Annotated in this window: 13 protein-coding genes and 1 tRNA gene; 1 reads left to right on the top strand and 13 read right to left on the bottom strand. The window is 47.5% G+C overall.

Features of this window, described 5'->3' with window-relative positions; all coding sequences use genetic code 11:
- Positions 1–150: 150 nt before the first annotated feature.
- From queF to ACFBZI_RS05510, 4 genes are all read right to left on the bottom strand, one after another.
- Positions 151–993, bottom strand: coding sequence for an NADPH-dependent 7-cyano-7-deazaguanine reductase QueF (gene queF, locus ACFBZI_RS05525; RefSeq protein ID WP_375715403.1), 843 nt, complete (start codon positions 991–993; stop codon positions 151–153).
- 42 nt (positions 994–1,035) lie between these two features.
- Complete coding sequence (locus ACFBZI_RS05520; protein ID WP_375715402.1) at positions 1,036–1,809, bottom strand: ABC transporter permease; 774 nt, start codon at positions 1,807–1,809, stop codon at positions 1,036–1,038.
- A gap of 59 nt (positions 1,810–1,868) precedes the next feature.
- Positions 1,869–2,909: an ABC transporter ATP-binding protein gene (locus ACFBZI_RS05515; RefSeq protein ID WP_375715401.1), complete on the bottom strand. Its 1,041-nt coding sequence runs from the start codon at positions 2,907–2,909 to the stop codon at positions 1,869–1,871.
- Between the two features lie 169 nt (positions 2,910–3,078).
- Positions 3,079–3,669, bottom strand: coding sequence for a c-type cytochrome (locus tag ACFBZI_RS05510; protein ID WP_375715400.1), 591 nt, complete (start codon positions 3,667–3,669; stop codon positions 3,079–3,081).
- A gap of 240 nt (positions 3,670–3,909) precedes the next feature.
- Between ACFBZI_RS05510 and ACFBZI_RS05505 the strand changes: the two genes are divergently transcribed.
- Positions 3,910–3,986, top strand: a tRNA-Arg gene (locus ACFBZI_RS05505).
- A 40-nt stretch (positions 3,987–4,026) separates the two neighbouring features.
- Here ACFBZI_RS05505 and gloA read toward each other — a convergent pair.
- The 9 genes from gloA to pilM form a co-directional block, all read right to left on the bottom strand.
- Positions 4,027–4,560, bottom strand: a complete 534-nt coding sequence (gene gloA / locus ACFBZI_RS05500) for a lactoylglutathione lyase (RefSeq protein WP_375715399.1) — start codon at positions 4,558–4,560, stop codon at positions 4,027–4,029.
- Positions 4,561–4,625: 65 nt separating this feature from the next.
- Positions 4,626–5,252, bottom strand: coding sequence for a carbonic anhydrase (locus ACFBZI_RS05495; RefSeq protein ID WP_375715398.1), 627 nt, complete (start codon positions 5,250–5,252; stop codon positions 4,626–4,628).
- 15 nt (positions 5,253–5,267) lie between these two features.
- Positions 5,268–6,296, bottom strand: coding sequence for a hypothetical protein (locus ACFBZI_RS05490; protein ID WP_375715397.1), 1,029 nt, complete (start codon positions 6,294–6,296; stop codon positions 5,268–5,270).
- A 40-nt stretch (positions 6,297–6,336) separates the two neighbouring features.
- On the bottom strand, positions 6,337–7,428 hold the full coding sequence (gene aroB, locus ACFBZI_RS05485) for a 3-dehydroquinate synthase (protein ID WP_375715396.1): 1,092 nt from the start codon (positions 7,426–7,428) through the stop codon (positions 6,337–6,339).
- A 39-nt stretch (positions 7,429–7,467) separates the two neighbouring features.
- A complete protein-coding gene (locus ACFBZI_RS05480; protein WP_375716321.1) occupies positions 7,468–7,971 on the bottom strand; it encodes a shikimate kinase in 504 nt (167 codons plus the stop codon).
- Between the two features lie 303 nt (positions 7,972–8,274).
- A complete protein-coding gene (locus ACFBZI_RS05475) occupies positions 8,275–9,705 on the bottom strand; it encodes a type IV pilus secretin PilQ (RefSeq protein WP_375715395.1) in 1,431 nt (476 codons plus the stop codon).
- Between the two features lie 53 nt (positions 9,706–9,758).
- Positions 9,759–10,535, bottom strand: coding sequence for a pilus assembly protein PilP (locus tag ACFBZI_RS05470; protein WP_375715394.1), 777 nt, complete (start codon positions 10,533–10,535; stop codon positions 9,759–9,761).
- Entirely contained in the window at positions 10,498–11,175 is a 678-nt protein-coding gene (locus ACFBZI_RS05465; protein WP_375715393.1) for a type IV pilus inner membrane component PilO, read from the bottom strand. The genes ACFBZI_RS05470 and ACFBZI_RS05465 overlap by 38 nt, the downstream gene beginning before the upstream one ends.
- A complete protein-coding gene (gene pilM, locus ACFBZI_RS05460) occupies positions 11,159–13,321 on the bottom strand; it encodes a pilus assembly protein PilM (protein WP_375715392.1) in 2,163 nt (720 codons plus the stop codon). Before pilM ends, ACFBZI_RS05465 begins: the two co-directional genes overlap by 17 nt.
- Between the last annotated feature and the right edge of the window lie 11 nt (positions 13,322–13,332).

The raw sequence follows: 13,332 nt of genomic DNA, 5'->3' as shown, positions 1-13,332 counted from the left end.
CCGCACAAAAAAAAGCTGATTGTGATGCAATCAGCTTTTTTATTTTTGGCAAATTTTACCAATATCAACTCATCAAATCTTGACGACAAATGCCAATTTATCTGATAAATTCATGGCTTATAAATCAATAGACTTGTTAAATCCAAGCCATTATTGGCGAATTTGACGGCATATCTTAGGCAAATCGCACCGATACACACGCACAGGATTGATGTCAATACCGCCACGGCGAGTGTAATTTGCTTGCACCATCAGCGAAATTGGCGAAAAATTTGCCATCAAATCGGCAAAAATCTGCTCAACGCACTGCTCATGAAAGCCGTTATGCTGGCGAAATGTCAGCACATAGCGTAAAATTTGTTGATAATCAACCACTTTATCGGTGCTGATGACAACCGACAAAGTCCCCCAATCTGGCTGATTGGTTACAGGGCAGTTTGAGCGGAGCAAATTGGTGTGAAATTGATAATTTGTCATCTGTCCTGCCACCGCCCCTGCCAGTACACTGGCATCGACATCATCGATGATTGCCAGCTCATCACCGCCATCTAGCACGCCATCAATACACACACCCAAAGGCTTGGCGATAGCAAATTCTTCGCCATCTAGCGGACAAATCAGCACACGCACCGACGCACCGACACAAGCGGACAAATCACGCTCAATCACCGACTGCACGGCACAGACATCATCAAATCGGCTAAAATTTAGACTGTTTAGGTATAATTTAAGCGACTTGGACTCAACGATATTTGGCGAGCTGGCAGGAATAATAATGCGAGCCATGGCGACTTTTGAGATGCCTTGGCGATTTAGCCACGACAATTCAAACGCTTGCCAAACATCGATGCCATCGCTTAGGTTGATGTTGGTCAATTGCTCATTTGCCAAAATCTGCTGACGACCGACATCACGAGCGATGGCAAACAGCACGCTGGCATCATAACTGGTCGGATAGCTGGTGGTTTCACCCAATACACCATGGATACTCATAATTTTACCTTAATTTTATTTAATTTTTGACTTGATGGCAAATCACAAACGCAATCTTGAGCCATCGACCAACAGCCGATACGCCAACCCATACAATAGCACACAAAACGCCAAAATCGCCACCAACGCCGCCCAAACATTGACATCGCTATGCCCCAAAATGCCGTAGCGGAACGCATTCACCATATAGACGATGGGGTTTAGCAGGGATAAATTTTGCCAAAATGGTGATAAATTTTCGAGCGAATAAAACACACCGCCCAAATAAGTCAGCGGTGTCAGCACAAAACTGGGAATGATTGAAATGTCATCAAATGAGCGAGCAAAAATCGCATTCAGCAAACCGCCGAGCGAAAACAGCACCGATGTGCCGATGATGGTCATCAGCATCACACCAAAATGCTGCACGCCCAAATCAGTAAAAAACAATGCCACCAAAGTTACAATCAGAGCAATCGCCAATCCCCGAAACACACCGCCGCCAATATAACCCAACAAAATGGTGTGCTTGGACGCAGGCGAAACGAGCAGCTCTTCGATACTGCCTTGAAATTTCATGCTAAAAAAGCTCGATACGACATTGGAGTAACTGTTGGTAATTACCGCCATCATAATCAGTCCCGGCACGATGAACTGCATGTACGATACGCCGCCCATCTCACCGACACGGCTACCAATCATCTGCCCAAAAATCACAAAATACAGCGTCATCGTAATCACTGGCGGCAGTAGCGTCTGCGGCCAAATCCGCAAAATTCGGCGAATTTCTCTGGTTAAGATGGTACAAAATGCCACCCATTGCTTATTTAGGTTCATATTATTGCTCTTGTCGGCTTGATTGGATAATGTTTGGTTGATTGTATATTAAAAATAGATTAATTGACTAATTGATTGTTTCGGTGATGATTTGCTGGATTTGGCGATTGGCTCGGCTGATTTTCGACCAAATTCATGAACAGCTCTTCTAGGCGGTTTGCCTTATTTCGCATACTGGCAATTTGTACGCCCTGCTGCGATAACTGCCCAAAGACATTGTTCAGACTTTCGCCTTTTTTGAGTGTAATCTCAAGGCTTAAATTGTCGATTTTTTGATAGCGAAGTACTTGATTTAGCACGATGTCGCCAGCAAATGGCGTGGCAAAATCCAGCACAAAACTCTCAATATCCAGACTTGCCAGCAGACTTTTCATGTCGGTATTGACACGAATCTCACCTTTATCCAAAATGGCGATGTGCTTACACAGTTGCTCTGCTTCTTCTAAATAATGCGTGGTCAAAATGATGGTGGTGTTTTCTTGCTGATTAATCTGCGTCATAAAATCCCACATTGAGCGACGCAGCTCAATATCCACGCCTGCGGTCGGCTCGTCCAAAATCAGCAATTTTGGGCGGTGCATCAACGCACGAGCAATCATCAGCCGCCGTTTCATACCGCCAGAGAGCATGCGTGCCTTGGTGTCTTTTTTATCCCACAGCCCTAACGCCGTCAATAGCTGCTTAGCTCTTGGCTTGGCATCACGAGCAGGTATGCCAAAATATCCTGCTTGATTGATCAAAATGTCCTGCACTGTTTCAAACTGCATGAAATTAAACTCTTGTGGCACGACACCCAAAAACTGCTTAGCATGGGCAGGCTCTTTGAACAAATCCACCCCAAAAATCTCAACCGCCCCCATTGATGGCGGAAATAATGAACTGACAATGCCGATGGTGGTTGATTTGCCTGCACCGTTTGGCCCAAGCAAGGCAAAAAATCCGCCCTGTGGTACGGACAAATCCAGTCTTTTTAGTGCAGTAAAGCCATTATCATAAGTCTTACTTAGCCCTTGAATGCGTAAGGCTGGCACGGCTTGGCTATTGCTGTTGTTGTCGCCGCTACCATTGTTGCTGGCATTGTCGTTGTGATTGATGGTCATGATTTGCTCAAATTTACTAAAATCGATTCAAAATTTTAAAATTTATGGTTATCTTTATGGTCATGATTGCCAATTTTTCAAGCAAATTGGCAGACCTGACATTTTTTAAAAACGAAAAATCCCAAGCCATCTTTATCAGACAGCTTGAGATTGTATGATGCAGGATTAATTAGCCAGAATGCTCAACAATGTAATCAACTGCGTTTTTCACTTCGTCATCAGAAATGTCCGAACCACCACGAGCAGGCATGGCGTTAAAGCCGTGGATTGCGTGGTCGTATAGCGTTTCTTTGCCCTTGCCAATGCGTGGCGCCCAGTCGCTGGTACCAAATTTTGGTGCACCGACCAGACCTGCATCATGACAGGTTGAGCAAATGGCTTTATACAGGCTTTCACCATCACGGGCTTGACCTTCGACCGCTGGGGCTAGGACAGTGATGTTAATGTCACACTCTTCGCCATCAAAGCAGACTTTGCCATACGGTGCGATACGAGCGATGAGATTTGGATACATCGCAACCAATTTTTGCACTTGTGGGCTATCTTGTGGCACTTCTTGGGCAGGTGCTGCCGCTTCGCTCTCACTGGCTGTGGCATCAGCCGCAGGGGCTGCAGCTGCATCAGTACTGGCTTCGGCAGCTGTTTCGGCAGTGGTTGCTTCTGCAGCGGTATTGGCAGATTCTTGAGCTTGAGTTGCCATCGTTGATACTGCTAACAATGCAGCAACAGAAAACATAACAGCTTTTTTCATTGTCATCATCTCGTTTTTGGCCTTGAGCAATCGCTCTGGGGGTGTCGAATGGTGTCAAAGTTGGCTACAAAGCACCATTCAAACGATACAAAATTTACCCTACTATTATAAGGGAAAAAGCAGGTAAAATGCCATGATTTTTATCAAATCTGTTAAAATTTAGTAAGATTTGTACAAAATTTTCATTATTTTATCATCTTGGGTGGCATTTTTCACAAAAACTTGCTAAAATCTGCCAACCAAAGACTTGCACTCATAGCTCAGTTGGATAGAGTGTCAGCCTCCGAAGCTGAAGGTCGCGGGTTCGACTCCCGCTGAGTGCACCATTTTTTAATATCCCATCATCACATGGGATATTTTTTTGGTTTAGCGGTTGTTGTTGATTTCGATAATCTCAATCCAATAACCGTCTGGATCTTTGATAAAGGCGATGTCTTTCATTGTGCCATCTTCTGGGCGTTTTTTGAATGTTACGCCATTTTGGTCAAACCACGCCACTGCCGCCGCCAAATCTGGCACGCTAAAGCAAATATGCCCAAAACCTCGTGGCTCGCTGTTGCCATCATGGTAACAAAAATCGGCATCGTTTTCGGTACCATAATTGTGCGTCAGCTCCAAAATACTGCGTTGGCGTGAGACAAAATCTTTTAGCTCATCGCCTGCTGGCAACTGCTGGCGTTCTTCTTCGCTTAAGCGTGCCAAAAAGTACAAATCAAACTGTGCCTCAGGAAAACTGCGATGCTTAAGCAAAGTCATGCCAAGCACGCCTGTATAAAATTCCAAAGACTTGACAGGATCTTTGACACGCAGCATGGTATGGTTAAAAATATAGCCCTCTGACTGCTCTGGAATGTCTTTGACGCCAGCGACCACCAGCGAATTGCTCGGCTGCTTAATCATGTTTACCTCTTAATGATATATCAATTTTAAATTTAATCAATTTTAATCAATGCTAAGTTTGATTATCAATCTTCAAAAAAATGCACCTGCCCTGTGGCAACATCATACTCCGCCCCAACAATCAGCAAATCGCCAGCACCGACCATGTCTTCTAAGATGCGTGAGCCGTGCTTAAGCTGGCTGACCGACATGCCAACATTGGCACGGATTGAGCGGTCAATCAGCTCGTCCATGTCCACATCATCGCCTGATGCAGTGGCGATTTCGTGTAAATTTAGCACGCTAGGGCGAATCCGATCGACGATGGATTGTAGATTTGGTGAATAATATTGTTCAGGATTAATCAGTGCTTCAATGCACGCCGTTACCGCACCACAATGCGAATGCCCAAGCACCACCACTAGGCGAGTGTCAAATTTTTCGGCGGCAAATTCCACCGAACCGATTTGGCTGGGAGCAACCACATTGCCCGCCACTCGAATGACAAACAAATCGCCCAAACCTTGATCAAAAATCAGCTCCACTGGCACTCGAGCGTCCGAGCAGCCCAAAATAATCGCACGGGGCTTTTGTTTTCGCACCAGTGTTGGCGGCGGAATGGTGAGATTTTCGGTGCTTGCCAAATTTGCCATATAGCGTTTATTGCCCGCTTTTAGCGTTTCAAGCACTTGATATGCCGAATGTTCAGACATCACAATTCACCGTTATTATTGACCATCACTTGCCGCATCGCCAGTATGGGCAGTTGGGCGAGCAGTTGGAGCGATAGTTGGGGCATCAGCAGCGTGAGTAGTTGGTCGAGCGGTTGGTGCAATGGTTGGCGGTGTCGGTGCTGCAGGCTTGGCTTCTGCTTTTGGTGCTGCTTTTTCAGCCTTCGGTGCTTCAGGCTCTGGGGCAGGCTCAGGGCGTGCAGTCGGTGCCATCGGCAAATCATTTTGGGGAATTGGCGATGGCGTTGGGCGTTCTGACAGATGCTTAATGTCATTTTGGATATCAGCATTGCTTGGGTTTGCCTGTCTTTGGGCTTGTTCGGCACGCTCACGGCTCAATCTTGCCAGCTCTTCGTCTTTGGCAGTGGCGGCTTTGACTGGAATTTCGGTGCGTGTGGCTTGCAGGCGGACACGGCGTGGCTGAGTGCTTGCCAAATCAACCACATCTTGGTTTAGCTCATAACTGTCGATGGTCGCCACCAGATTGGACGCCTTGGTTGTTTTTGGCTTGATAGTACTTGGCAGAGCAAAATCCACCGTTTTTAGACCAGCATCAGCTTCGGCAGCCGTGGCAAATTTGCCATAAGTCAGCACATAACGCTGGCGATCGTTGGCGTCGGTATAGCGAAAATAGGCAAATTGATCTCGATCGCTGCGACCGTTTAGATAATCCACGATGACTTCATTTTCGGCAACATCCATCAATTGCAGCACATAGCGACCGCCCAAGCCGTTAAAGTAAGTTTTGTCCTTAAACTCCGCTGGATAACTGCGAAAATCACGCACCAAAACCGAATTGTCCAAAAGTTGCACTTCTTTTTTAAGTTCGTGCAGCTCGGTGATGGTAGCAGGCAGTGCCAAATCCGATGATTTGATTTCATCATCATGATTTTTGTGGATAATGGCAGGGGCAGCACTGGTCAGCCAAATGAGCAGCCACAATACCGCCGCCACCGCTGCAGCCACAAGCCAATAAAATGCCTGACGGCGGAAATATTTTTCACCAATCGCTGTAGTTTGCGACATAAGATTACCTTTTTATTTAAAAATTTTAAACAATGTCAGTTTAGGCGTTTGCTGACAGCACTGCTTTTAATGCCGATAATTCAAAATCAGCGGTAACAAAGGCATCGCCAATGGCTTTTAGTAGCACCAAGCGGATTTTACCTTGCTGGACTTTTTTGTCATGCCCCATCAAATCCAACGCATCGTCCACGGCAATGCTTGGCGGCACGGTCGGCAGTCCAAATTGGCGAATCACTCGCTCGATGCGCGCCACTTCATCAGCACCAATCAAGCCAAGCTTTTGCGACATCAAAGACGCTTGCATCATGCCAGCTGCCACCGCTTCGCCATGCAACCATGCACCATAGCCTTGATGAGCTTCGATGACATGTCCAAAGGTATGCCCAAAGTTTAATAACGCACGCTTGCCAGATTCTCGCTCATCGGCAGCGACAATTTGTGCCTTAAAATCGCAGCAACGATACACCATCTCGCCCAAAACCGCACCGTCTTTGGCATTGATGGCATCGCTGTTATTTTCAAGCCAAGCCAAAAACTGCTCGTCCATAATCAAGGCGTATTTGATGACTTCTGCCATGCCAGCGGCAAATTCTCTGTCTGGCAAAGTCTTAAAAGTTGCCATATCCGCCAGCACGCATTGCGGCTGCCAAAATGCCCCAATCATGTTTTTGCCCCGTGGGTGATTGATGCCTGTTTTGCCGCCGACGCTGGAGTCCACTTGTGCCAGTAGCGTGGTCGGCACTTGGATAAAATTCACCCCACGCATAAAACTTGCCGCCGCAAAACCTGTCATATCACCGATGACGCCACCACCCAAGGCAATCAGCGTACAATCTCGGGCAAAATGTGATTTTAGCAGTGTATCATAAATGGTATTGATGCTGTCTTGATTTTTATAGACTTCACCGTCTGGCAAGATGCAGGTTTCAACAGCAAAACCCTGTGCCACCAACGCTTGTTGCAAATCTGCCAAATACAGCGGTGCAACGACATCATTGGTAACGATTAGCACTTGTTTTGCCTTGATAAATGGCACGATTTGACTTGCCAAATCTGGCTTATTTTGACTGGCTTTGATAAAAATCGGATAATCATGACTTTGGGTTTTTACCATCAATACATCTTGTGGCATCGCTTTTTCCTTTTATGGTCAATCAATACGCTGTTGAGTTTAGGCATCGTGGGCGTGGCGTTTGGCATAATCTTCAAGCACCGCCAAAATCTCGCCAATCATCTGCTTGGGATACGCACGCCCTGTCGGTACAATAATATCCGCCACTTCTCGATACAGTGGATTTCGCTGCAAATACAACGCTTCTAGCACCGCTCTTGGGTTGTCCGCTTGTAATAGCGGTCGGTTTTTGTCTTTTTTGGTGCGAGCCATTTGCGTCTCAACGCTGGCGTCCAAATAAATCACCAAGCCGTTTTTGAGCATTGCACGGTTTTCGGCACGCCCCACCGCACCGCCGCCTGTCGCCATGACAATGTTTGGCATCACGGTCAGATCCATCAAGGCACGAGTTTCACGATCACGAAATCCGCTTTCGCCTTCTTTTTCAAAAATCCACGGAATGTCCGCCCCTGTTTGGCTGGCGATATACCAATCGCAATCGACAAACTCTCGCCCCAGATATTTTGCCAGCAGTTTGCCAATCGTGGTCTTGCCAGCCCCCATCGGACCGACCAAAAAAATCGCTGGCAGCTGTCTGGATAAGGTTGCACCCGCTTTTTCGGCAACCGCTTCTTCAAGCACTGCCGAATCATCTTCAAGCATGTTTAATTCCAATTTATCACTACAATATAAATGGCTTATGATACAATTTTTAGCGAATTGTTGCCAGTATTTTTGTGCATCACGGTTTAATGTTGTGGATTTTGTGCATTTTTGGGGCAATTTGCCGTTAATTTGCTGTCAAATTGACAGTGATTGTCGTTAATTTGACATCGGTTTAGTATCAATTTGCTGTTAATTTGGTTATCAATTTACCATCGATTTGGGCGGTAAATCGTCTGATTTTACCAATTTTGGCGTGATAAAAATCAACAGTTCGGATTTTTCACGCCCTTTGGTGTCGTGGCGAAATAACCGCCCAAGTATCGGCACATCACCAAACACAGGGACTTTGTTGGCAGCGTCGTTTTGGCTTTGGCGATAAATGCCGCCCAGTACCACCGTTTGCCCATTTTCCACAATCACATTGGTTTCGATAGCGTCTTCTTGAATGGCGGTGTTGCCCAGCGTTGTTACTGGATTGCCATTTTTGATGTTTAATTTTAGGGTGATTTTGCCATCTGGGGTGATGTTAGGGGTCGCTTCTAGCACCAATGACGCTTCTTTAAAACTGGTGGCAGCCGCCCCTGAATGTGTGGTTTCTTGATAAGGAATCTGCAAGCCAGACGAGATGCGTGCCGTCTGCTTATCAGCGGTCAAAACCTTGGGCGATGAGATAACTTCGCCCTTGTTCTGTGCTTGCATGGCGGACAATTCCAAGTCCAAAATCGCATCTGGCAAATTCAACAACCCAAAAGCAATCCGCCCCATGGCATTTTTTACCCCCAAATCCACATTCAGATGGCGGTTTTGATAATTGGCTGTCAAAGTGCCGTCTTGTTGTGGCGACCACAGACTGGCACTTGCACCGCTGTATTGCACTTTGCCAATTTGCCCTGCCGCCCCAAAGCTGATGCCCAGCTGCCGCCCAAAACTTTCGCTGGCCGACACGATGCGTGCTTCAATCATCACCTGCTCCACAGGAATATCAATCCGCTCAATCAAGGCCTTGATATTGGCGATACTGGCAGGCACATCTTGGACGATTAGGGTATTGGTTCGCTTATCCACCGTGACCGTACCACGCTCGGACAATAAAGTGCCACGCTCGATGGTTGTAACCACTTCTTCGTTTTGGCTGTATTTCATCAATGGCGACACCGTGCGTATCGCATCGGTGCGACTGCTGCGGCTGGTGTTACCACGCTGGGTTTTTTCGCCCATAATGAGCGTTGCCACTTCGTCCGCCAAGGCATAATGCAGGCGAATGTATTCGGTGGTTATCGGCTGATTGGCTTGGATCGTTTTTGAGCTGATGAGCCACACGCTGCCGTTTTTGACGATGGATAAATTGCGTGTCTGCAAAATCACATCTAATGCTTGATCCCAAGGGACATTGGTCAAGCGAATGGTCATATTGCCCGTTACGCTGTCATCGGCGATGATATTAATGCCAGTAAAATCCGCCAAAATATCCAGCACCGCTCGCACAGGAATATCGGCAAACTCAAGACTGATTGGCTTGCCAGTATAAATGGCGGCAGCGTTTGGCGTGCTGGTCGGCATCTGAGTTGGCAGATTGTCCATCAATGGCTTATCTGCCATCACATCGCTGGCAGATGCAGATAAGCTTAACATTGCCAATGTCAAACTGGTAGACAATATACTGATTTTTTGTAAAATTTGTGTTTTCATTTCAATGACTTATCGATAAAATGCAAGGTGGTTTCGTGCTGATAATAGCGACCATCAGCCGCCATCACCGCTTCGGTCAGTCGGATATTGCGTGCGTCAATGTGCGTGATTTGTCCATGATTTTTGCCCATATATTGACCGATAGCAACCCGATGCACCAAGCCATCAGGACTGATGACCAACGCCACAAATCGATTATCATCGGCGATACTGCCTTGATAGCGTAGGCTTGCCAGCTCATATTGCTCCAAAGGCTGGCGTCGGCGTGCTGTATCAATCTGCATTGGCTTGCCATGTACTGCAGGCATGCTTGGAGCGTCTGGTTGTTGTGCCGTGCTGGGTGTGGCATTGCTTTTTTGGTCGGCGTTGGGTTGGTTGCTGCTTTTGCCAGTTTTGTTGGTGCTATTGGCATTGTCGCCAGTGTTTTTGTTATCGCCATCATGGGTGCTTTTGTCGGTGTTTTTGTCAGTCTTTTTGCCAAGATTGTTGCTGGCAGTGTCGCCATTTTGATTGTTCACAGTCGCACCTGTCCGATAAGGATTGACAAACGGATCTTTATCTGCTTGATAGCTTGATAAAACTGGCACTGGCATCGCTGGCGGTGTTTGGGCTGGTGTGGGCGACTGCTCGGTGATGTGGGACAGTTTGTTATCCACCGATACCGCAGCATCTGAACACGCCGCCAAAACCAAACTTGTGGCAAATCCAAAGCCAATGCCCCAAACCCCCAAGCGGTTATTGGGTATTGTCCATCGTGGTCGTCTGCGTGTCATCTGCCTGTCCTGTGGGTAATTTGGTCTTTTTGTTGGCTTGATAAGTGTGTATTTGCATGCTTAATAATAAGCGGTTGTCCGTTTGGGCTTGGATTTCAAAATCATGCACCGTCAAGAGATAGCCGCTGTTTGACAGTGCCAATAGCCACTTGCCCAACGCATGATAATTGCCCATCGCACGCACCGCAATCGGGCGCTCGGTGTAGTATTCTTGCTCACGGCCTGCCTGCACGGTCGCACCCATGATTTGCACGCCAACCGCTTGGGCTTGGGTGTTAATCATGCTGACAATCTCGGTCATGGGGGCTCGGCGTGGCAATTTGTCCAAGCGGTCAATCAGTGCGGTGTTTTGTGCCAGCAGCTGACGCTCCAGCTCGTCAAATTGCTGAACTTTTTGATATTTGTCGGCAAATTCAGCAATCAAAACCTGCTCTTGGCTTTTGGCGGCGTTTCGTTTTTGTAAATTGGGTGCAAGCAAAAACAACCAAGCAAACAAAATCAACAATAACGCCAGCAATGCCAATACCGTGCCTTGAATCGCCTTGGGTGCAGTGGCGATATTATGGTGATTAATTTGTCTTAATTCTTGCCAAAAATTTTGCCAATTGGCATGGCGATTGCCGTTATTCATGCTTGTCATACTCGCCTGCTCCTTGCTCATGCACCTTTGGCTTATTATTTGCAGGGTTGGTGGTGTTGCCAACATGACTGGCATTGTCATCGGTCAAATCATCGGTATTGCTTTGGCTGTCTTGATTGCTGTGATTGTCTTGATTTGTGCCAAAAGCAGTCGCCATGTCGTTATCATCAAGCGGCAACTGATTGGCGGTAATGCTAAAGCCCATCGCCGATTGCACCTGCTGCAGCGACACCACCAACACATCGGCATACAGCCCTGACAGCTCCAGTGCCGACGCAAATGCCGATACTGCCTGAGCATCGGTTGCCAGACCTGTCCAAGTGATTTCATCGCCTGTCAGCTTCATGGTATCCAGATACACGCCAGACGGTACTAGACTTGGCAGCATTTGCCAGCGATAAAGCGTTTGTTGGTCTTTTGCCAAGCGGTCAATGGCTTGCAGCTGGTCTTGGGCTTGCTTGAGCGTGGTTTGCATGGTCTGCATTTTGCTCAATTTGTCATCAAGCCCATCGATACGCTGCTTGATTTCGTCATTGATGGCGGTTTGCTGACTGGTTTGGTAAATCAAGCTGCCAAACACCAGCAATATCAACGCCAGCACCGACGCCAGCACGCCAATAAACAAACGCCGAAAGCGTACATAAGCCTGATGTCGCCGCTCTTCACGCCACGGCAGCAGATTGATGCCGTCTGTCGGTCGCATGGCAAGTGCGGTCGCTGCCGTGAGCATGGCGGTGTTTTTTGTTGTCGCATTGTCCATCACGCCCATCATCTCATCATCTGCCAAAACTGCACTGGGGTGGGCAAATTGACACGGCACGCCCAGCCTTGCCGTCAGCATCTGCGGCAGATTTGCCCAGTCGTCTGTCGGCACACCACTTACATACAGCTGGGCAATTGGTGGCTCGTGCTGTAATTGATATTGCTCAATCATCATGGCAATTTTTTCACTCAAATCGATCATGTGCATCTGACTGATGTGCGTTTGATTGAGCGGTTTTGCTTGGTTATCATTTTGATTATGGTTTTGGGCGTGGCTTTCGGTATCGCTTTGAGCATCGTTTTGGTATGGCTTATCACCACCGCCCAAATCCTGCACCGAGCCAGTCGCTTGATTGTCAGCACTTGGCAGCTCATCATCAAATCGGATATGATAAGCGGCTGATAGGTCATTATTTGATAAGTTATCGTTTGGCAAATCGCCAGTTGGTAAATTATCATTTGGCAAATTGGCACCTAGTAAATCGCCAGTTGGCAAGTTTTGATTTGCCAAAGCATCATCGCCCAAATCATCTGACCAATCAAGATTATCCACACGATTGGCATATCCATCAGTATCGCCCCCATTGTTTGACACATCATCGGTTGGCGTGCCTGCCGTCTGCGTCCAAAAACTGGCAAAATCCAGCGTTTGGTTTGGTGGTTGCTCGGTGGTTTTTGATGAATTTTCGCCAAAATCGGTGGGCTGTACTTGTATCTCTTGCTTGAGCAGCTGATAAGGATAAACCTGCTGATAAAGGGGCGTTTGGCGATGAACAACACAGCAATACAGCTGATTGGTATCAATCTCAATCATCGCCACCGCATCTTGGCTGTTGATATGAGTTAGCCAAGACACCAGACACGCCGAGTGGACATCGATGGCGTGAGTGTCTAAATTTGCCATCGCCAAGACTTCCACGCAGTCATCGACACTGCTGCGGTGAGCCACTGTCAGATTGATATGTGTCGCCGTCGGTGAGTGCTTGTCAATTTGAAAATCAAAATAAACTTCCTGCGGATTGCGTCCAAGATGGCGTTCGGCATCGATGAGTATTTGTGCTTCGATTTCATCATCGGACAATCCAGCAGGCAGCTTAACGCTGGTGGTCATCACTGCATTGTCTGGCACACAGCCGATGGCGATGGCATCGGTGATACCCAGCTCACTCATTGCCAAACTCACCGCTTCTGCCAGCTTGGTTTTGTCGGTGATTTCACCAAACGCCACCGCATCGGTGCAAGGCACACACGCTACCGCCATCATATGATAATGCCCTGCATGCCGAACCAGCCATACCGCCGTTACTGCCGTATCGCCAAAACACACGCTCACCACAGGCAAATCACGCCCACCAAACCACGCCATCAGCTTGTCGAATCTCACGCCCTGCCCCA

Source organism: Moraxella marmotae (assembly GCF_042219885.1).
Classification (GTDB): Bacteria; Pseudomonadota; Gammaproteobacteria; order Pseudomonadales; family Moraxellaceae; genus Moraxella; species Moraxella marmotae.
The sequence above is the reverse complement of the archived record's forward strand: the minus strand, read 5'-3'. Positions and strand labels throughout refer to the sequence as shown.